At 61.8% G+C, this 19,569-nt stretch carries 17 protein-coding genes and 2 tRNA genes; 18 read left to right on the top strand and 1 reads right to left on the bottom strand.

Features of this window, described 5'->3' with window-relative positions; all coding sequences use genetic code 11:
• Window positions 1-58: 58 nt before the first annotated feature.
• Window positions 59-949 carry a LysR family transcriptional regulator gene (locus tag AC1RT4_RS21790; RefSeq protein ID WP_493087781.1) on the bottom strand — a complete coding sequence of 297 codons (891 nt, stop codon included), beginning with the start codon at window positions 947-949 and terminating at the stop codon, window positions 59-61.
• Window positions 950-1,089: 140 nt separating this feature from the next.
• Between AC1RT4_RS21790 and leuC the strand changes: the two genes are divergently transcribed.
• The 18 genes from leuC to AC1RT4_RS21700 all read left to right on the top strand — a co-directional run bounded on the left by leuC (window position 1,090) and on the right by AC1RT4_RS21700 (window position 19,568).
• Entirely contained in the window at window positions 1,090-2,508 is a 1,419-nt protein-coding gene (gene leuC, locus AC1RT4_RS21785) for a 3-isopropylmalate dehydratase large subunit (protein WP_007956445.1), read from the top strand.
• Between the two features lie 11 nt (window positions 2,509-2,519).
• Window positions 2,520-3,164 (top strand): 3-isopropylmalate dehydratase small subunit, encoded by a 645-nt coding sequence (gene leuD / locus AC1RT4_RS21780; protein ID WP_134826071.1) that lies wholly within the window; start codon window positions 2,520-2,522, stop codon window positions 3,162-3,164.
• 35 nt (window positions 3,165-3,199) lie between these two features.
• Window positions 3,200-3,964, top strand: coding sequence for a class I SAM-dependent methyltransferase (locus AC1RT4_RS21775; RefSeq protein WP_007956447.1), 765 nt, complete (start codon window positions 3,200-3,202; stop codon window positions 3,962-3,964).
• Between the two features lie 69 nt (window positions 3,965-4,033).
• On the top strand, window positions 4,034-5,116 hold the full coding sequence (gene leuB, locus AC1RT4_RS21770; RefSeq protein WP_007956449.1) for a 3-isopropylmalate dehydrogenase: 1,083 nt from the start codon (window positions 4,034-4,036) through the stop codon (window positions 5,114-5,116).
• A 66-nt stretch (window positions 5,117-5,182) separates the two neighbouring features.
• Window positions 5,183-6,295, top strand: a complete 1,113-nt coding sequence (gene asd, locus AC1RT4_RS21765; RefSeq protein ID WP_007956451.1) for an aspartate-semialdehyde dehydrogenase — start codon at window positions 5,183-5,185, stop codon at window positions 6,293-6,295.
• A gap of 112 nt (window positions 6,296-6,407) precedes the next feature.
• Window positions 6,408-7,418 (top strand): aspartate-semialdehyde dehydrogenase, encoded by a 1,011-nt coding sequence (locus tag AC1RT4_RS21760; protein ID WP_493087777.1) that lies wholly within the window; start codon window positions 6,408-6,410, stop codon window positions 7,416-7,418.
• A 209-nt stretch (window positions 7,419-7,627) separates the two neighbouring features.
• Window positions 7,628-10,279 (top strand): motility hub landmark protein FimV, encoded by a 2,652-nt coding sequence (locus AC1RT4_RS21755; RefSeq protein WP_493087775.1) that lies wholly within the window; start codon window positions 7,628-7,630, stop codon window positions 10,277-10,279.
• Window positions 10,280-10,429: 150 nt separating this feature from the next.
• Window positions 10,430-11,254 (top strand): tRNA pseudouridine(38-40) synthase TruA, encoded by an 825-nt coding sequence (gene truA / locus AC1RT4_RS21750; RefSeq protein ID WP_192564970.1) that lies wholly within the window; start codon window positions 10,430-10,432, stop codon window positions 11,252-11,254.
• A gap of 64 nt (window positions 11,255-11,318) precedes the next feature.
• Window positions 11,319-11,933: a phosphoribosylanthranilate isomerase gene (locus tag AC1RT4_RS21745; protein ID WP_493087773.1), complete on the top strand. Its 615-nt coding sequence runs from the start codon at window positions 11,319-11,321 to the stop codon at window positions 11,931-11,933.
• Window positions 11,934-12,125: 192 nt separating this feature from the next.
• Window positions 12,126-13,046, top strand: a complete 921-nt coding sequence (gene accD / locus AC1RT4_RS21740) for an acetyl-CoA carboxylase, carboxyltransferase subunit beta (protein WP_007956457.1) — start codon at window positions 12,126-12,128, stop codon at window positions 13,044-13,046.
• On the top strand, window positions 13,043-14,350 hold the full coding sequence (folC, locus tag AC1RT4_RS21735; protein WP_493087771.1) for a bifunctional tetrahydrofolate synthase/dihydrofolate synthase: 1,308 nt from the start codon (window positions 13,043-13,045) through the stop codon (window positions 14,348-14,350). Before accD ends, folC begins: the two co-directional genes overlap by 4 nt.
• The gene (locus AC1RT4_RS21730) at window positions 14,334-15,002 is read left to right on the top strand and encodes an SPOR domain-containing protein (protein WP_459796958.1); all 669 of its coding nucleotides are present in this window, start codon (window positions 14,334-14,336) and stop codon (window positions 15,000-15,002) included. The genes folC and AC1RT4_RS21730 overlap by 17 nt, the downstream gene beginning before the upstream one ends.
• A gap of 98 nt (window positions 15,003-15,100) precedes the next feature.
• A complete protein-coding gene (locus AC1RT4_RS21725; RefSeq protein WP_007956464.1) occupies window positions 15,101-15,661 on the top strand; it encodes a CvpA family protein in 561 nt (186 codons plus the stop codon).
• A gap of 41 nt (window positions 15,662-15,702) precedes the next feature.
• Window positions 15,703-17,208, top strand: coding sequence for an amidophosphoribosyltransferase (gene purF / locus AC1RT4_RS21720; protein WP_493087769.1), 1,506 nt, complete (start codon window positions 15,703-15,705; stop codon window positions 17,206-17,208).
• Window positions 17,209-17,288: 80 nt separating this feature from the next.
• Entirely contained in the window at window positions 17,289-18,500 is a 1,212-nt protein-coding gene (locus AC1RT4_RS21715) for an O-succinylhomoserine sulfhydrylase (protein WP_064594841.1), read from the top strand.
• Complete coding sequence (locus AC1RT4_RS21710) at window positions 18,497-19,273, top strand: SDR family oxidoreductase (RefSeq protein ID WP_493087767.1); 777 nt, start codon at window positions 18,497-18,499, stop codon at window positions 19,271-19,273. The genes AC1RT4_RS21715 and AC1RT4_RS21710 overlap by 4 nt, the downstream gene beginning before the upstream one ends.
• Before the next feature lie 90 nt (window positions 19,274-19,363).
• Window positions 19,364-19,439 (top strand) — tRNA-Val (locus AC1RT4_RS21705).
• A 55-nt stretch (window positions 19,440-19,494) separates the two neighbouring features.
• Window positions 19,495-19,568, top strand: a tRNA-Asp gene (locus tag AC1RT4_RS21700).
• The last annotated feature ends 1 nt before the right edge of the window (window position 19,569 follow it).

Below are 19,569 nucleotides of genomic sequence, written 5' to 3'. Positions count from 1 at the left end.
CCTTGAGCTGATTTGGGCGTTTGGCACAGGGACGGCAGCTCTATAGGAGTAGCACAAGTTAGCCGAGAGTCCCTGGCAGATCGATTTGAGCGTCAAGCAGGGCCATAAACGCCCGTGCAGCATTCGACAGCGTCCTTTCAGTGTGCAGGATATAGCCTAGCTGGCGACTGAGCTGTATGCCCGGTAAAGGTATGCGCGCCACCTGTTCATCGAGCATCGTGCGCGGCAAAACGCTCCAGGCCAGGCCGATCGACACCATCATCTTGATGGTTTCCAGGTAGTTGGTGCTCATGGCGATGTTCGGCGTCAGGCCCTGAGCCTCGAACAGACGCTGGACAATATGGTGAGTAAAGGTGTTGCCGCCGGGGAAAACCGCCGGATGGCCGGCAATGTCCGCCAATGTGACAGCACCGTTGCTGATCAATGTGTGTTCCGGGGCGACCACGAAATCCAGCGGGTCATCCCAGACCGGCGTGGCCTTGACCAGCGTATGCGGCTCCGGTGCCAGGGTGATGACCGCCAGCTCTGCGCGGCCGTGGAGGATTTCCTCGTAGGCCACTTCCGAATCGAGGAACTGAATATCCAGCGCCACCTGTGGGTAGCGTCGGGTGTATTCCCTTAATAAGGGCGGCAAACGGTGCAGGCCGATGTGGTGACTGGTGGCCAGGGTCAGGCGGCCCGTGACTTCGCCGGTCAGGTTGGTCAGGGCGCGGCGCGTGTCATCCAGCACGTTGAGAATCTGATAAGCCCGAGGCAGCAGGGCCCGGCCGGCCTCGGTCAGGCCCACTTCACGACCGAGCCGGTCGAACAGCCGCACATTCAATTGCTGCTCCAGCCCGGCGATACGTTTGCTGATCGCCGGTTGCGTCAGGTGCAGCCGTTCGCCGGCGCCGGAGAAGCTTCCGGTCTCGGCAATCGCGATAAAAGCATTGAGGTTGGCCAGGTCCATGTTCGTATTCCAGTTGGTTATCCAAAGCATAAAAAATATGAATTTGAGTTATTTAATCTAACCCCATAGGATCGGCCTCACAAGCCAAAGGGTTATTGATAAGCCCAGGGCATAGAAACAAGCTGATGAGGAACCGTCTGATGGCCGGCAAAACGCTCTACGACAAGCTCTGGGATTCGCATTTGGTCAAGCAGCGCGACGATGGCTCGGCGCTGATCTATATCGATCGTCACATCATTCACGAAGTGACCTCGCCGCAAGCCTTCGAAGGCCTGCGTCTGGCCGGGCGCAAGCCGTGGCGCATCGATGCCAACATCGCCACCCCGGACCACAACGTACCGACCACCCCGGAGCGCAAGGGCGGCATCGAAGCCATTGCCGACCAGGTCTCGCGCTTGCAGGTTCAGACCCTCGACGACAACTGCGATGAATACGGCATCGTCGAATTCAAGATGAACGACGTGCGTCAGGGCATCGTTCACGTGATCAGCCCGGAGCAGGGCGCGACCTTGCCGGGCATGACCGTGGTTTGCGGCGACTCGCACACCTCGACCCACGGCGCGTTCGGCGCCCTGGCTCACGGTATCGGCACTTCCGAGGTCGAGCACGTGCTCGCCACCCAGTGCCTGGTCGCCAAGAAAATGAAGAACATGCTGGTGCGCGTCGAAGGCCAGTTGCCGTTCGGCGTGACCGCCAAGGACATCGTCCTCGCGGTGATCGGCAAGATCGGCACTGCCGGCGGTAACGGCCATGCCATCGAATTCGCCGGCAGCGCGATTCGCGACCTGTCGATCGAAGGCCGCATGACCATCTGCAACATGTCCATCGAAGCCGGCGCCCGTGTGGGTCTGGTGGCGGCGGACCAGAAAACTGTGGATTACGTCAACGGTCGTCCTTTCGCACCGAAAGGCGCCGAGTGGGATCTGGCTGTCGAGTCCTGGAAAGACCTGGTGTCCGACGCCGACGCGCATTTCGACACCGTGGTCGAGCTCGACGCTGCGCAGATCAAGCCGCAGGTCAGCTGGGGCACCTCGCCGGAAATGGTCTTGGCCGTTGATCAGAACGTGCCGGACCCGGCTAAAGAGATGGATCTGGTCAAGCGCGACTCGATCGTCCGCGCCTTGAAATACATGGGTTTGACCGCCAATCAGGCGATCACCGACATTCAGCTCGACCGCGTATTCATCGGTTCCTGCACCAACTCGCGTATTGAAGACTTGCGTGCTGCGGCGGTGATCGCCAAGGGCCGCAAGGTTGCGTCGACCATCAAGCAGGCCATCGTGGTGCCGGGCTCGGGTCTGGTGAAGGCGCAAGCCGAGGCTGAAGGTCTGGACAAGATCTTCCTCGAAGCCGGTTTCGAATGGCGCGAGCCGGGTTGCTCGATGTGTCTGGCGATGAACCCGGACCGTTTGGAGTCCGGCGAGCATTGCGCCTCGACGTCCAACCGTAACTTCGAAGGCCGTCAGGGCGCCGGTGGCCGTACCCACCTTGTCAGCCCGGCCATGGCCGCTGCGGCGGCGGTGAACGGTCGTTTCATCGACGTTCGTGAATTGATCTAAAGGAGCGCAGCATGAAAGCTTTTACCCAGCACACTGGTCTCGTCGCGCCTCTGGATCGTGCCAACGTCGACACCGACCAGATCATTCCGAAGCAGTTTCTGAAATCGATCAAGCGCACCGGTTTCGGCCCGAACCTGTTCGACGAGTGGCGTTACCTCGATGTGGGTCAGCCGTATCAGGACAACTCCAAGCGTCCGCTGAACAAGGAATTCGTGCTCAACGCCGAGCGTTATCAAGGCGCCAGCGTGTTGCTGGCCCGCGAGAACTTCGGTTGCGGTTCCAGCCGTGAACACGCGCCGTGGGCGCTGGAAGAATACGGTTTCCGCAGCATCATCGCGCCGAGCTACGCCGACATCTTCTTCAACAACAGCTTCAAGAACGGCTTGCTGCCGATCATCTTGAGCGATGCCGAAGTTGACGAGCTGTTCAAACAGGTCGAGGCCGCGCCGGGCTATCAGTTGCAGATCGATCTGCACGAGCAGACCGTGACCAGCCCGAGCGGCAAGGTCTATCGCTTCGAGATCGACGCTTTCCGCAAACACTGCCTGCTCAACGGCCTGGACGACATCGGCCTGACCCTGCAGGACGGCGATGCGATTGCCGCGTTCGAAGCCAAGCATCGCGCGAGCCAGCCGTGGTTGTTCCGCGACGCGTGAATCTGAAAGGTTGAAACCCGGAAAAGGACGTACCCATGACCAGCACCGCCCACAGTCAGGTTGTACAAAAGCAATTCGGTGAACAGGCCGCCGCCTACCTGAGCAGCGCCGTTCACGCTCAAGGCACTGAATTTGCGCTGCTGCAGGCTGAACTGGCGGGGCAGGGCGAGGCGCGGGTGCTGGATCTGGGTTGCGGCGCCGGGCACGTGAGTTTTCACGTCGCCCCGTTGGTGAAAGAAGTGGTGGCGTACGACCTGTCGCAGCAGATGCTCGACGTGGTCGCCGCCGCTGCCGTTGATCGCGGCTTGAGCAACGTGTCCACGGTCAACGGTGCCGCCGAGCGTCTGCCGTTTGCCGATGGCGAGTTCGACTTCGTGTTCAGCCGTTATTCAGCGCACCATTGGAGCGACCTCGGCGTGGCCTTGCGCGAAGTGCGTCGGGTGCTGAAACCGGGCGGCGTGGCGGCGTTCATCGATGTGCTGTCGCCGGGCAGTCCGCTGTTCGACACCTATTTGCAGAGCGTTGAAGTGCTGCGCGACACCAGCCATGTGCGCGATTATTCGGCCGGTGAGTGGTTGCGCCAGGTCAGCGAAGCCGGTCTGCACACCCGCAGCACCACGCGTCAGCGCCTGCGTCTGGAGTACAACAGCTGGGTCGAGCGCATGCGCACACCCGAAGTGATGCGCGCCGCGATCCGCCAGTTGCAGCAGTCGATGGGCAACGAAGTGCGCGAATATTTTGAGATTGAGGCCGATGGTTCGTTCAGTACAGATGTACTGGTGCTCTGGGCTGAAAAGTAATCCTGAAACGATAAGTATTTTTCCGGGCGCGCCAGTCGATGGCGCACCGACTGAAGACACGAGGAAAGCATGAGCAAGCAGATTCTGATTCTCCCAGGCGACGGTATTGGTCCGGAAATCATGGCCGAAGCGGTCAAGGTGCTGGAGCTGGCCAACGACAAGTACAGCCTGGGCTTCGAGCTGAGCCATGACGTGATCGGTGGCGCCGCCATCGACAAGCACGGCGTGCCGCTGGCCGACGAAACCCTCGAGCGTGCCCGTGCAGCCGACGCTGTGCTGCTGGGCGCCGTCGGCGGCCCGAAATGGGACACCATCGAGCGTGACATCCGCCCTGAGCGCGGCCTGCTGAAAATCCGTGCGCAACTGGGCCTGTTCGGCAACCTGCGTCCGGCGATCCTGTACCCGCAACTGGCCGATGCTTCTAGCCTGAAGCCGGAAATCGTTGCCGGCCTGGACATCCTGATCGTCCGTGAGCTGACCGGCGGCATCTACTTCGGCGCGCCGCGCGGCACCCGTACTCTGGAAAACGGCGAGCGCCAGTCCTACGACACGCTGCCGTACAGCGAAAGCGAAATCCGCCGCATCGCCCGAGTCGGTTTCGACATGGCCCGCGTGCGCGGCAAGAAGCTGTGCTCGGTGGACAAGGCCAACGTGCTGGCGTCCAGCCAACTGTGGCGTGAAGTGGTCGAGCAGGTTGCCAAGGATTACCCGGACGTCGAGTTGAGCCACATGTACGTCGACAACGCCGCCATGCAACTGGTGCGCGCACCGAAGCAGTTCGACGTGATCGTCACCGACAACATGTTCGGCGACATCCTGTCCGACGAAGCGTCGATGCTCACCGGCTCCATCGGCATGCTGCCGTCGGCCTCGCTGGATGCCAACAACAAGGGCATGTACGAGCCTTGCCACGGTTCGGCGCCGGACATCGCCGGCAAAGGCATCGCCAACCCGCTGGCGACCATTCTGTCGGTGTCGATGATGCTGCGTTACAGCTTCAATCTGCACGAAGCGGCCGATGCCATCGAGAAAGCGGTCAGCGTGGTGCTGGATCAAGGTCTGCGCACCGGCGATATCTTTTCGACCGGTTGCACTAAAGTCGGTACGCAGGAAATGGGTGACGCAGTAGTCGCCGCGCTGCGGAATCTGTAATCTCTCGGGCCCGCTGCGAAATTCAATACAAAGCAGCGGCCCACTTTTCAAGAAGGTGTAGTTGCGATGAAACGTGTAGGTCTGATCGGTTGGCGCGGCATGGTCGGTTCCGTGCTCATGCAGCGGATGCTGGAAGAGCAGGATTTCGATCTTATCGAGCCGGTGTTTTTCACCACTTCCAATGTCGGTGGCCAAGGCCCGTCCGTGGGCAAGGACATTGCTCCGCTCAAGGACGCTTACAGCATTGAAGAGCTGAAGACCCTCGACGTGATCCTGACCTGCCAGGGCGGCGACTACACCAGCGAAGTGTTCCCGAAGCTGCGCGAAGCCGGCTGGCAGGGTTACTGGATCGACGCGGCCTCGAGCCTGCGGATGAACGATGACGCGGTCATCATCCTCGATCCGGTCAACCGCAAGGTCATCGACCAGCAGCTCGACGCGGGCACCAAGAACTACATCGGCGGCAACTGCACCGTCAGCCTGATGCTGATGGGCCTGGGCGGTCTGTTCGAGGCTGGTCTGGTCGAGTGGATGAGCGCCATGACCTATCAGGCGGCTTCCGGTGCCGGCGCGCAGAACATGCGTGAACTGATCAAGCAGATGGGCGCGACCCACGCCGCTGTCGCCGATCAACTGGCCGATCCTGCCAGCGCGATCCTTGACATCGACCGTCGTGTGGCCGAAGCCATGCGCAGCGACGCGTACCCGACCGAAAACTTCGGCGTACCGCTGGCCGGCAGCCTGATCCCGTGGATCGACAAGGAACTGCCGAACGGCCAGAGCCGTGAAGAGTGGAAGGCTCAGGCCGAGACCAACAAGATCCTCGGTCGCTTCAAGAGCCCGATCCCGGTCGACGGCATCTGCGTGCGCATCGGCGCCATGCGTTGCCACAGCCAGGCGCTGACCATCAAGCTGAACAAGGATGTGCCGATCGCCGACATCGAAGGGCTGATCAGCCAGCACAACCCTTGGGTCAAACTGGTGCCGAACCAGCGCGAAATCAGCATGCAGGAGCTGAGCCCGACGAAAGTCACCGGCACGCTGAACGTACCGGTCGGTCGTCTGCGCAAGCTGAACATGGGTTCGCAGTTCGTCGGTGCCTTCACCGTCGGCGACCAACTGCTGTGGGGCGCGGCCGAACCGCTGCGTCGCATGCTGCGGATCCTGCTTGAGCGTTGATCGCTTGATGTAATGAAAGAACCCGTGCCTTGCAAGAGGCGCGGGTTTTTTTTGCCTGCGTGGCGGTCACCCGGTAAAGTGCCGCTCCCCCCGTTTCGCCAGAGGTAGCAACATGACCCAGACCCTTGATATTGCCGTGATCGGCGCCACCGGTACTGTCGGCGAAACCCTCGTGCAGATTCTCGAAGAGCGCGACTTTCCGGTCGGCACCTTGCACCTGTTGGCCAGCAGCGAATCCGCCGGCAGCTCGGTGCTGTTTCGCAACAAGAACGTGCGCGTGCGTGAAGTCGACGAGTTCGACTTCAGCAAGGTCAAGCTGGCGTTCTTTGCCGCCGGCCCTGCCATCACTTTGAGTTACGCCGCCCGCGCGCATGCGGCAGGTTGCTCGCTGGTTGATTTGTCCGGCGCTTTGCCGGCGGATCAGGCGCCGCAAGTGGTGCCGGAAGCCAATGCCGAGGTGCTGGCCGGTTTGAAAGTACCGTTCCAGGTCAGCAGCCCGAGCCCGTCGGCCACCACATTGGCCGTGGTGCTGGCGCCGCTGCTCGATCTGATCGAGCTGCAATATGTGCATGTCACCGCCAATCTGGCGGTTTCCGCCCAGGGCCGCGAAGCCGTGACCGAGCTGGCGCGCCAGACCGCCGAGCTGCTGAACATGCGTCCGCTGGAGCCGACTTTCTTCGACCGGCAGATGGCTTTCAACCTGCTGGCTCAGGTCGGTACGCCCGACGCGCAAGGCCATACGCTGCTGGAAAAACGTCTGGTGCGCGAGCTGCGTCAGGTGCTGGCCAAGCCTTTATTAAAGATTTCCGCAACTTGCGTTCAAGCCCCGGTGTTTTTTGGCGATAGCTTTAGCGTGACCTTGCAGTCAGCGAGCGCGGTCGACCTGGAAAAGGTCAACGCCGCGCTTGAAGAGGCCGAGGGCATCGAGCTGGTAGAGGCGGGCGATTATCCGACTGCCGTCGGTGACGCGGTCGGGCAGGACGTGGTCTACGTCGGGCGGGTGCGTGCCGGTGTCGACGAACCGTCGGAACTTAATCTGTGGCTGACGTCAGATAACGTACGCAAAGGTGCGGCCCTCAACGCCGTGCAGGTCGCCGAGTTGTTGATAAAAGACCTGCTGTAAAAGATACTTGGCAACAATTTGTCGACTGATTCTAGGCGAGCGCTATGCTTGGCCGGAGCACTCGATGACGTGTCACCCTCCGGGACTTTCCGGGGCATCAAAGAAATGATCGCGCGCGGCATGCTGTCGTCGTCGCGCGCAATGCCTTACGGCAGCGACAATCAACATCTTCTCGCTGGCCGAGGAACGTTCAAACAAAGGAAGAGGCTATGGTTCAAGTTCGCAAACTGGTGTTAGCAATAGCGGCCGCCTCGGCGCTGTCCTCCGGTATGGCGCATGCCCTCGGGCTCGGGGAGCTGACCCTGAAGTCGACCCTGAACCAGCCGCTGGTGGCGGAAATCGAGCTGCTCGATGTCAAGGATCTGACCGCTGCCGAAGTGGTGCCGAGCCTGGCCTCGCCGGAAGATTTCGCCAAGGCCGGCGTCGATCGCCAGGCCTTCCTCAATGATCTGACCTTCACCCCGGTGCTCAACGCCAGCGGCAAAAGCGTGCTGCGCGTAACGTCGAGCAAGCCGCTGTCGGAACCGATGGTGAAATTCCTCGTGCAGGTGATGTGGCCGAACGGCCGTCTGCTGCGTGACTACAGCGTGCTGCTGGATCCGTCGAAGTTCTCGCCGCAGACCGCTGATGCCGCCGCCCAGCCTGCGCCAGCGCAAACCATCACCGCGCCGACCACCGGCGCCACGCATTCGACCCACACCACCACGCCGCGCGACACCCTGTGGGAAATCGCCGCCAAGGCGCGCACCGGCGGTTCGGTGCAGCAGACCATGCTGGCGATCCAGGCCCTGAACCCGGACGCATTCATCGGCGGCAACATCAACCGCCTGAAAACCGGTCAGGTGCTGCGTCTGCCGGATCAGGTGCAAAGCACCGCGCTGCCGCAATCCAAAGCGATTGCCGAAGTGGCCGCGCAGAACGAAGCCTGGCGTCAGGGCCGTCGTTATGTGGCCAAGCCGGGCACCGGTCAGCAGCAGCTCGATGCGACCAATCGTGGTCGCGCCAATACCGGTGCTGCGCAAAACGCCAAGGACAACCTGAGCCTGGTGTCCGCCGAAAGCGCCAAGGCGCGTGGCAAGGGCCCGGCCGGCGATGCCAAGGCCCTGAGCAACAAACTGGCGGTGACCCAGGAAAGTCTCGACACCACCCGTCGTGACAACGAAGAACTGAAAAGCCGCATGTCCGATCTGCAAAGCCAGCTGGACAAGCTGCAACGCCTGATCGAGCTGAAAAACAATCAACTGGCGAAAATGCAGGCCGAAGGTTCGGGCGCTGCTCCCGCGACCTCCGCCACTGCGCCAGTGGTGCCGGCGATCACCGCGGAACTGGCTGCCACGCCGCCGGCTACTCCGGCAGAGGCGGCACCGACCGCACCTGCGCCTGAGGCTGCTGCTCCGGCACCGGTCGAGCCGGTTGTCGAGCCTGTGGTTGAAACCAAACCGGCTGCCGATGACGAGAAAACCTTCAACGAACTGCTGACCAATCCGATCCTGCTGGGTCTGGTCGGTGGCGGTGCAGTGGTTCTGCTGCTCCTGCTGTTGCTGCTGGCCCGCCGCCGCAAGGCGCAACAGGAAGCTGAAAAACACCTGCGCATGGCCCGCGCGCTGGAGGAGCAATCCTTCTCTCAGGACCTCGATCTGCCGGAAAGCAGCTTCGAAGGTCTGGAGGTGCCAGCCGCCAGCGTCAAGCTGACCCCGGCTCCAGCTCCAGCTCCAGCTCCGGCGCCTGCCGCCGCTGCTGCTGTAGTTGCGCCAGTGGTGATGGCCGAGCCGATCGCCGCGCCGTTGGTGGCGCCGGCCGCCGAGCGTTCCGACGACGTGCTGGACAAGGCGCAGTCGCACATCGACGGCGGTCGTCTGAATCAAGCCGCCGCGTTGCTGGAGGAGGGCGTGAGCCTGGAGCCGCAGCGCAGCGATCTGCGTCTGAAGCTGATGGAAGTCTACGGTCGTCAGGGTGATCGCGATGCCTTCGTCGGTCAGGAGCGCCAACTGGTTGCCAATGGCGACAACTTCGCCAAGGTCGAAGAGCTGAAAAGCCGCTTCCCGGCCATGGCGGTCGTCGCTGCCGGCGGCTTGGCGGCAGCGGCCCTTGCCGCCGAGCTGGACGAGGATTACGTCAAGGAGCTGTTGCTCGACGAGCCTGAAGCGCCTGCTGCGGCTGATGACGAACTGGACAGCGCTTTCGACCTGAGCCTCGACGATCTCGACAACATCACGCCGGTTGAGCCTGTGGCGGCTGTCGAGCCGGAAGCGCCGGTCGAGCTGGACGCGTTCCCGACTGATGACGACCTGAGCTTCGAGTCCGTGCTGCAACAGCAGACCGACATCAAGGAAAACCTCGACGACCTGTCGGACTTCGATCTGGATCTGGACCTCGGTGCCGATCCTGCGCCTGCGCCGGTCGAGCTGGCAGACGATGATTTCCTGCTGGATCTGGACGAAGGCGTGAAGGATCTGCCGCTGGTCGACACCCCAACCGTGGCCGACGTGCCGCAGGACGATTTGGAGCTGCCAGCCGATTTCGACCTGTCCCTGGCCGACGAAATGGACGCGGCGCCTGCCGAGCCGGATGCGTTCGCCGCCGAACTGGACGACGTCAACGCCGAGCTGGATCGTCTGTCGAGCAGCATCAACGAGCCAAGCTTCACCGAGGCCGATGCCGCGCTGGGTGATGATCTGGGCGAGGATGACTTCGACTTCCTGTCCGGCACCGACGAAGCCGCGACCAAGCTCGATCTGGCTCAGGCCTACATCGACATGGGCGACAATGACGGCGCGCGCGACATCCTCAATGAAGTCATCAGCGAGGGGAACGACAAGCAGAAGAGCGAAGCGAGCGAAATGCTTTCGCATCTGGCCTGAGTCGGCATTGAGAGATAAACAAAACGGCAGCCCATGAGGCTGCCGTTTTTGTTTGGGTCTGGTTTCCCCGTCCCGCCGCCTTATAATGCCCGCCTTTGTAGATCAGCAGGCTGTACCGACTTGGCAAACATAGATAACCCGGCCGCCGAAATGGCGCCCGAAGGCTTTTTCCGCGTCGCGCTGGGCGTTGAATACAAGGGCTCGCGCTACAGCGGCTGGCAGCGCCAGTCCACCGGTGTGCTCACCGTGCAGGAAACCCTGGAAAAAGCCCTGTCGAAGGTCGCCGACTCGCCGATCTCGCTGCAATGTGCCGGGCGCACCGATGCCGGTGTGCATGCCTGCGGGCAAGTGGTGCATTTCGATACCCAGGTCGACCGTTCGCTGAAAGCCTGGGTCATGGGCGCCAACATCAATCTGCCCCACGACATCAGCGTCAGTTGGGCGAAGATCATGCCGGCGCATTTCCATGCACGATTCAAGGCGATTGCCCGGCGCTACCGCTACGTGATCTACAACGATCAGATCCGCCCGGCGCATCTCAACGAAGAAATCACCTGGAATCACCGTCCGCTGGACGTCGAGCGCATGGCCGAGGCCGCGCAGTACCTGATCGGTACCCATGATTTCAGTGCCTTCCGTGCCGGCCAGTGCCAGGCCAAGTCGCCGATCAAGAAGATGCATCATCTGCGCGTGACCCGTCACGGCAAAATGATCGTTCTGGATATCCGCGCCAACGCGTTCCTGCACCACATGGTGCGCAACATTGCTGGTGTGCTGATGACCATCGGTGCCGGCGAGCGGCCGGTGGAGTGGATGAAAGAAGTGCTGGAGAGCCGCGAGCGGCGTTCCGGCGGGGTCACGGCGCATCCGTTCGGCCTGTATCTGGTGCAGGTCGAGTACCACGACGAGTTCCCGTTGCCCGAGCGTTTCATCGGGCCACATTTCCTTACGGGTTTCTCGGAACTTGACGGCTGACGCCCTCGAACGCATTTGTTACCATCCGGGACTTTCTCGGATTTGCCTTGGGGTTTTTATCGACATGTCAGCCGTTCGCAGCAAGATTTGCGGGATTACCCGCATAGAAGATGCGTTGGCAGCCGTCGAGGCCGGGGCCGATGCCATCGGTTTTGTGTTCTACGCTAAAAGTCCCCGGGCCGTGACCGTGCAGCAGGCGCGGGCGATCATCGCCGCCTTGCCGCCGTTCGTGACCACGGTCGGGCTGTTCGTCAATGCCAGCAGCTGCGAGCTCGGGGAAATCCTCGATGCCGTGCCGCTGGATCTGTTGCAGTTCCACGGTGACGAAACCGCCGCCGAGTGTGAAGGCTGGCACCGGCCGTACATCAAGGCCTTGCGGGTCAAGGCGGGCGATGACATTGCCGCTGCCTGCGATGCTTACCCAAGCGCCAGCGGCGTGCTGCTCGACACTTATGTCGAAGGCGTGCCCGGCGGAACCGGCGAGGCGTTCGACTGGTCATTGATTCCGCAGGGCTTGAGCAAACCGTTGATTCTGGCCGGCGGCCTGACGCCGGAGAACGTCGCCGATGCGATCGCCCGGGTGCGGCCGTATGCCGTGGATGTCAGCGGCGGGGTAGAGGCGAGCAAGGGCATCAAGGATCACGCAAAGATTCGTGCATTCATCAACGCCGTACGCTGATGTGACGGCTGGCAGACTGCCGCCGTCCACAGCTCTGTAGAAAAGAGGCTGAGGGTCTTTTCGGGGTGTACGCAGGTCAGTTCCGCTGACCCGGCAGCCCGGGCGATCATCGCCACACATGAATTTAGCTGAAGGGCATACGCGGGGCCGCGAACCAGAGCGTTCGGGCCGCCGGTACTGGAGAAAGAAAGCATGAGCAACTGGTTGGTAGACAAGCTGATCCCTTCGATCATGCGTTCCGAGGTCAAGAAGAGCTCGGTCCCTGAAGGTCTGTGGCACAAATGCCCGTCCTGCGAGGCTGTGCTGTATCGTCCGGAGCTGGAAAAGACCCTGGACGTTTGCCCTAAGTGCAACCACCACATGCGCATCGGCGCACGTGCGCGCATCGACATCTTCCTGGACGCCGAAGGCCGTGCCGAACTGGGCGCCGATCTGGAGCCGGTTGACCGTCTGAAATTCCGCGACGGCAAGAAGTACAAGGACCGTCTGGTCGCTGCCCAGAAGCAGACCGGCGAGAAAGACGCACTGGTTTCCATGAGCGGCACCCTGCTGGGCATGCCGGTCGTGGTTTCGGCGTTCGAATTCAGCTTCATGGGCGGTTCCATGGGCGCCATCGTCGGTGAGCGCTTCGTGCGCGCCGCCAACTACGCGCTGGAAAACCGTTGCCCGATGGTCTGCTTCTCCGCCTCCGGCGGCGCGCGGATGCAGGAAGCCCTGATCTCGCTGATGCAGATGGCCAAGACTTCGGCTGTGCTGGCGCGTCTGCGTGAAGAAGGCATTCCGTTCATCTCCGTGCTGACCGACCCGGTCTACGGCGGCGTTTCCGCCAGTCTGGCAATGCTGGGCGACGTGATCGTCGGCGAGCCTAAAGCGCTGATCGGCTTCGCCGGTCCACGCGTGATCGAGCAGACCGTGCGTGAAAAACTGCCGGAAGGCTTCCAGCGCAGCGAGTTCCTGCTGGAGCACGGTGCAATCGACCTGATCATCGACCGTCGCGAACTGCGTCCGCGTCTGGGCAACCTGCTGGCGCAACTGACCGGCAAGCCGACCCCGACCTTCGTTGCTGCGCCGATCGAGCCGATCGTCGTTCCGCCGGTGCCTGCCAACGTATGACCGAGCGCACCCTTGGCGAGTGGCTCGCCTACCTTGAACAGTTGCATCCATCGGCCATCGACATGGGGCTGGAGCGTTCGCAACAGGTAGCGTCCCGCATGGGACTGGGCCAGCCGGCGCCTCGGGTGATTACGGTCACCGGCACCAACGGCAAGGGTTCGACCTGCGCTTTCGTGGCTTCATTGCTGCGGGCGCAGGGCCTGAGCGTCGGTGTCTACAATTCTCCGCACCTGCTGCGTTACAACGAGCGGGTGCAGCTCAATGGCGTCGAAGCCACTGACGCGCAGCTGTGTGAAGCCTTCGCGGCGGTCGAAGCGGGGCGCGGCGACACTTCCCTGACTTACTTCGAAATGGGCACCCTGGCGGCGTTCTGGCTGTTTCAACAGGCCAAGCTCGACGCGGTGGTGCTGGAAGTCGGGCTGGGCGGGCGTCTGGATACGGTCAACGTGGTCGATGCCGATATCGCGCTGGTCACCAGCATCGGTGTCGATCACGCCGACTACCTGGGCAACACTCGCGAATCCGTGGCCTTCGAGAAGGCCGGGATTTTCCGTCAGGGCAAACCTGCGCTGTGCGGCGATCTGAATCCTCCACAACCCCTGCTGGACAAGGCGCGCGAGCTCGCTTGCCCGTTCTTCCTGCGCGGGCGCGATTTCGATCTGGGTATCACGGATCAATTCTGGCAGTGGCGCGGTACCAATGCTGACGGTCAGGTCGTCGAGCTGCGCGATTTGCCGCTGCTCGATCTGCCGATGGAAAACGCTGCGCTGGCGTTGCAGGCTTATCTGCTGCTCGGTTTGCCATGGGATGCCGGGCAGATTGTTGCTGCGTTGCAGGCGACTCGCGTAGTCGGTCGTCTTGATCGTCGCTCGTTCGAATGGAACGGCAAGCGCTTGAACCTCCTGCTGGATGTTGGCCATAACCCGCATGCGGCGGAGTATCTGGCGCGACGTCTGGCTGCGCGTCCGCCGGTCGGCAAGCGTCTGGCGGTGTTCGGCCTGTTGGCAGACAAGGATCTGGACGGCGTCATTGGTGAGTTGAATGCCAGCGTCCAGCATTGGGCGGTGGCGCCGCTGGATTCGCCGCGTGCGCGTCCGGTGGCTGAATTGAATGTTGCACTGCAGAACCTTGGCGCATCGGTCACGTCTTATGACAGTGTGGCGGCTGCGCTGGAAGGGCAGTGTGCAGTGGCCACCAGCGACGACGAGATCTTGCTGTTCGGATCATTTTATTGTGTCGCCGAGGCCCTCGAATGGCTGTCTCGGCGCTCCACGGAGGAAGCGGCAAATGGCTTTGCTGGATAAGGCGTACAAACAGCGCATGGTTGGTGCCCTGGTGCTGGTGGCGCTGGCGGTGATTTTTCTGCCGATGCTGTTTTCCCGTCAGGATGAGCAGCGTCAGGTGACCGTCGATGCGCCGGCCGCACCGCAGGCGCCTGCTGTGGCGCAGATCCAGATGGAAACCGTGGCCGTGCCCGAGCCGCAGGTTCTGCCGCAAGAGCCAGTGCCGAGCGATGACGAAGTCGCCGAGCAGGTGGCGCCAACGGCACCGATTGCTTCCGCCGCGCCAGCCCCGGCTCCGGCGCCGGTAGCCAAACCGGTTGCACCGGCGCCTGCTCCAGCTCCCGTGGTCAAGCCAACCACAGCCCCGGCCCAGCCGATCGCTGCGCTGTCTGCGAAACCGGATACCACTCAAAGCCGCGTCGATGCCAATGGCCTGTCGGTGAGCTGGTCGGTGCAACTGGCCAGTCTGTCGAGTCGTGCCAGCGCTGAAAGCCTGCAGAAAACCCTGCGCAGCCAGGGCTACAACGCTTACATCCGTTCCGCCGATGGCAAGAACCGGGTGTTCGTCGGTCCGCTGATCGAGCGTGCCGAAGCTGATCGTCTGCGCGATCTGTTGAGCCGCCAGCAGAACCTCAAGGGGTTTGTGGTGCGCTTCCAGCCCGAGCGTGGCTGAAATCTATCGCCCCGATTGAAATGCACTGACATTCGCAGCTTACCGACAGCCCTGCGCTCTGCTAAAATGCGCCGCCTTATCCGTCTGTAGGCTGCACTGTGCCATTTACCTGGGTTGACTGGGCGATCGTTGCAATCATCGCCATCTCCGCTTTGATCAGTTTGAGCCGCGGCTTCGTCAAAGAAGCATTGTCGCTGGTGACCTGGATCATCGCAGGAGCCGTTGCCTGGATGTTCGGTGGCTCACTGTCCGAATACCTCGCCGGATACATTCAAACACCGTCGGCTCGTGTGATCACGGGCTGTGCCATCATGTTTGTCGCCACACTGATCGTGGGCGCAATGATCAATTATCTTATCGGCGAGTTGGTTCGCGTCACCGGGTTGTCCGGGACCGATCGATTCCTCGGCATGGCCTTCGGCGCTGCGCGTGGCGTGTTGCTGGTGGTCGTGGCGGTCGGGCTGTTGAGCCTGGGGCCGGTACAGCAGGACGGGTGGTGGAAAGAATCACAGCTCGTGCCAAAGTTTCTATTGGTCGCAGACTGGTCCAAGAACCTGATTCTCGGGTGGAGCAGTCAGTGGCTTGCCAGCGGAATCAGCGTACCCGCTGATATTCCGTTCAAGGAGCAACTCTTGCCGTCGGCCAAAACGCCTCAGTGAGTGTTGTTCAGTTCAGATCCATTAAGTAGGGGTTGCGTCGCATGTGTGGCATCGTCGGTATCGTCGGTAAGTCGAACGTCAATCAGGCGCTGTATGACGCGCTAACCGTGCTCCAGCACCGCGGCCAGGACGCTGCCGGTATCGTGACCAGCCATGATGGCCGGTTGTTCTTGCGCAAGGACAATGGCCTGGTGCGTGACGTGTTTCAACAGCGTCACATGCAGCGCCTGGTCGGCCACATGGGTATCGGCCACGTCCGTTACCCGACTGCCGGCAGCTCGACCTCGGCCGAGGCTCAGCCGTTCTACGTCAACTCGCCTTACGGCATCACCCTGGCGCACAACGGTAACCTGACCAACGTTGAACAGTTGGCCAAAGAGATCTACGAATCCGATCTGCGTCACGTCAACACCAGTTCCGACTCGGAAGTGTTGCTCAACGTGTTCGCCCACGAGCTGGCCCAGCGCGGCAAGCTGCAACCAACCGAAGAAGACGTGTTTGCCGCCGTGACCGACGTGCACAACCGTTGCGTCGGTGGTTACGCGGTCGTGGCGATGGTGACCGGTTACGGCATCGTCGGTTTCCGTGACCCGCACGGCATCCGCCCGATCGTGTTCGGCCAGCGTCACACCGACGAAGGCGTCGAGTACATGATCGCCTCCGAAAGCGTTTCGCTCGACGTGCTCGGCTTCACCCTGATCCGCGACCTGGCACCGGGCGAAGCGGTTTACATCACTGAAGACGGCAAGCTGCACACTCGTCAGTGTGCGACCAATCCGTCCCTGACCCCGTGCATCTTCGAACACGTCTACCTGGCGCGTCCGGACTCGATCATCGATGGCGTGTCGGTCTACAAGGCCCGTCTGCGCATGGGTGAGAAGCTGGCGGAGAAGATCCTGCGCGAGCGTCCAGAACACGACATCGACGTGGTCATCCCGATTCCGGACACCAGCCGCACTGCGGCGCTGGAGCTGGCCAACCATCTGGGCGTGAAATTCCGCGAAGGCTTCGTCAAGAACCGTTACATCGGCCGTACCTTCATCATGCCCGGCCAGGCCGCGCGCAAGAAATCGGTACGCCAGAAGCTCAACGCCATCGAGCTGGAATTCCGCGGCAAGAACGTGATGCTGGTGGACGACTCGATCGTTCGCGGCACCACCTGCAAGCAGATCATCCAGATGGCTCGCGAAGCCGGCGCGAAAAACGTCTACTTCTGCTCGGCGGCTCCGGCTGTGCGCTTCCCGAACGTGTACGGCATCGACATGCCGAGCGCTCACGAGCTGATCGCGCACAATCGTTCGACCCAGGATGTCGCTGACCTGATCGGTGCTGACTGGCTGATCTATCAGGACCTGCCTGACTTGATCGAAGCGGTTGGCGGCGGCAAGATCAAGATCGAAAACTTCGATTGCGCAGTGTTTGACGGCAAGTACGTCACCGGTGACGTCGACGAGGCTTATCTGAGCAAGATCGAACAGGCACGCAACGATGCCTCGAAGGTCAAGACCCAGGCGGTCAGTGCGATCATCGATCTGTACAACAACTGAGTTTCAACCGGCCCTTAGGGGCCGGTTTTGTATCTGGCAAAAGACTTTTATTTATCGAGAACAGGGCAAGGAGTGACAGCATGAGTCAGGAATGGGATGCCGGTCGGCTGGACAGCGACCTCGAAGGCGTAGCGTTCGATACCCTGGCCGTACGTGCCGGTCAGCACCGTACGCCGGAAGGCGAGCACGGTGATCCGATGTTCTTCACTTCCAGCTACGTGTTCCGTACCGCCGCTGACGCGGCTGCGCGGTTTGCCGGGGAAGTGCCGGGCAACGTTTACTCGCGTTACACCAACCCGACCGTTCGCGCGTTCGAAGAGCGCATTGCCGCGCTGGAAAGCGCCGAGCAGGCGGTGGCCACGGCGACCGGCATGGCCGCGATCATGGCGGTGGTGATGAGCCTGTGCAGCGCTGGCGATCATGTGCTGGTGTCGCGCAGCGTGTTCGGTTCGACCATCAGCCTGTTCGAGAAGTACTTCAAGCGTTTTGGCGTGGAAGTCGATTACGTACCGCTGGCCGATCTGTCGGCCTGGGACGCAGCGATCAAGTCCAACACCAAATTGCTGTTCGTCGAGTCGCCGTCCAATCCGTTGGCTGAGCTGGTGGATATCACCGCGCTGTCGGAAATCGCGCACGCCAAGGGCGCGATGCTGGTAGTCGACAACTGCTTCTGCACGCCTGCCTTGCAGCAGCCGCTGAAGTTGGGCGCAGACATCGTTGTGCACTCGGCCACCAAGTTCATCGATGGCCAGGGCCGTTGCATGGGCGGCGTGGTTGCTGGTCGCAGCGAGCAGATGAAGGAAATCGTTGGCTTCCTGCGTACCGCCGGGCCAACCCTCAGTCCGTTCAACGCTTGGATTTTCCTCAAAGGCCTGGAAACCCTGAACCTGCGGATGAAGGCGCACTGCGCCAACGCCCAGCAACTGGCCGAGTGGCTGGAGCAGCAGGACGGTATCGAGAAGGTGCATTACGCCGGCCTCAAGAGCCATCCGCAGCACGAGCTGGCTCAGCGTCAGCAGAAAGGCTTCGGCGCGGTGGTGAGCTTTGAGGTGAAGGGCGGCAAAGAGGGCGCCTGGCGCTTTATCGATGCGACCCGTCTGATCTCGATCACCGCCAACCTGGGCGACAGCAAAACCACCATCACCCACCCGAGCACTACGTCTCACGGCCGTCTGGCGCCGCAGGAGCGTGAGGCAGCCGGCATTCGTGACAGCCTGATCCGCATTGCGGTTGGTCTGGAAGACGTGGCTGACCTGCAAGCCGACCTGTCGCGCGGTCTGGCGGCGTTGTGATCGAGTTGTCTACGCCAAAGATCGGCACCCATGGCCGCGTTGCATTGGTCACCGGTGCCGCACGCGGGATCGGTCTGGGAATCGCTGCGTGGCTGATCAGCGAAGGCTGGCAGGTGGTGTTGACGGATCTGGATCGCGCGCGGGGTTCGAAAGTAGCGAAGGTGCTGGGCGAGAACGCCTGGTTCATCGCCATGGACGTCGCGGACGAAAACCAGGTGGCGTTGGGTGTCGCTGAGGTGCTGGGGCAGTTTGGTCGCCTGGATGCACTAGTGTGCAACGCTGCCGTGGCGGATCCGCACAACATCACGCTGGAAAGCCTCGACCTGGCTTACTGGAATCGGGTGCTGGCGGTGAACCTCGGTGGGCCGATGTTGCTGGCCAAGCACTGCGCGCCGTATCTGCGTGCGCACAACGGGGCGATCGTCAATCTGGCCTCGACCCGTGCGGCGCAGTCGGAGCCGGATACCGAAGCCTATGCGGCGAGCAAGGGTGGTTTGCTGGCGTTGACTCACGCGCTGGCAATCAGCCTCGGGCCGGAGATTCGCGTCAATGCGGTCAGTCCGGGCTGGATCGATGCGCGGGATCCTTCCGCCCGTCGCGCGGAGCCGCTGACCGATACCGATCATGCCCAGCATCCAGCGGGCAGGGTAGGGACGGTCGAGGACGTCGCGGCGATGGTGGCGTGGTTGCTGTCGAAGAATGCAGGGTTTGTGACGGGGCAGGAATTCGTGGTCGATGGCGGCATGACCAAGAAGATGATTTATACGGAATGAAGCAATTTCGTCTTTTTTAGAAAAACTTCAATCCTGCTATTGACTTAGGTTCGCTACCTGCGTAAATTTCGCGGCCTCGGAGATGCAAACGGGTGATTAGCTCAGCTGGGAGAGCGTCTGCCTTACAAGCAGAATGTCGGCGGTTCGATCCCGTCATCACCCACCACTCCCGAGATACTTGCGTAAGCAAGAACGTAGGCTGAAAGTGCCTGCACCGACGCGCAGCGGTAGTTCAGTCGGTTAGAATACCGGCCTGTCACGCCGGGGGTCGCGGGTTCGAGTCCCGTCCGCTGCGC

Source organism: Pseudomonas sp. GW821-FHT11D10, assembly GCF_058808435.1.
The sequence above is the reverse complement of the archived record's forward strand: the minus strand, read 5'-3'. Positions and strand labels throughout refer to the sequence as shown.

Coding starts and splice junctions, on each gene's coding strand:
- AC1RT4_RS21790 (WP_493087781.1), bottom strand. CDS start 949: ATGGACCTGGCCAACCTCAATGCTTTTATCGCGATTGCCGAGACCGGA.
- leuC (WP_007956445.1), top strand. CDS start 1,090: ATGGCCGGCAAAACGCTCTACGACAAGCTCTGGGATTCGCATTTGGTC.
- leuD (WP_134826071.1), top strand. CDS start 2,520: ATGAAAGCTTTTACCCAGCACACTGGTCTCGTCGCGCCTCTGGATCGT.
- AC1RT4_RS21775 (WP_007956447.1), top strand. CDS start 3,200: ATGACCAGCACCGCCCACAGTCAGGTTGTACAAAAGCAATTCGGTGAA.
- leuB (WP_007956449.1), top strand. CDS start 4,034: ATGAGCAAGCAGATTCTGATTCTCCCAGGCGACGGTATTGGTCCGGAA.
- asd (WP_007956451.1), top strand. CDS start 5,183: ATGAAACGTGTAGGTCTGATCGGTTGGCGCGGCATGGTCGGTTCCGTG.
- AC1RT4_RS21760 (WP_493087777.1), top strand. CDS start 6,408: ATGACCCAGACCCTTGATATTGCCGTGATCGGCGCCACCGGTACTGTC.
- AC1RT4_RS21755 (WP_493087775.1), top strand. CDS start 7,628: ATGGTTCAAGTTCGCAAACTGGTGTTAGCAATAGCGGCCGCCTCGGCG.
- truA (WP_192564970.1), top strand. CDS start 10,430: ATGGCGCCCGAAGGCTTTTTCCGCGTCGCGCTGGGCGTTGAATACAAG.
- AC1RT4_RS21745 (WP_493087773.1), top strand. CDS start 11,319: ATGTCAGCCGTTCGCAGCAAGATTTGCGGGATTACCCGCATAGAAGAT.
- accD (WP_007956457.1), top strand. CDS start 12,126: ATGAGCAACTGGTTGGTAGACAAGCTGATCCCTTCGATCATGCGTTCC.
- folC (WP_493087771.1), top strand. CDS start 13,043: ATGACCGAGCGCACCCTTGGCGAGTGGCTCGCCTACCTTGAACAGTTG.
- AC1RT4_RS21730 (WP_459796958.1), top strand. CDS start 14,334: ATGGCTTTGCTGGATAAGGCGTACAAACAGCGCATGGTTGGTGCCCTG.
- purF (WP_493087769.1), top strand. CDS start 15,703: ATGTGTGGCATCGTCGGTATCGTCGGTAAGTCGAACGTCAATCAGGCG.
- AC1RT4_RS21715 (WP_064594841.1), top strand. CDS start 17,289: ATGAGTCAGGAATGGGATGCCGGTCGGCTGGACAGCGACCTCGAAGGC.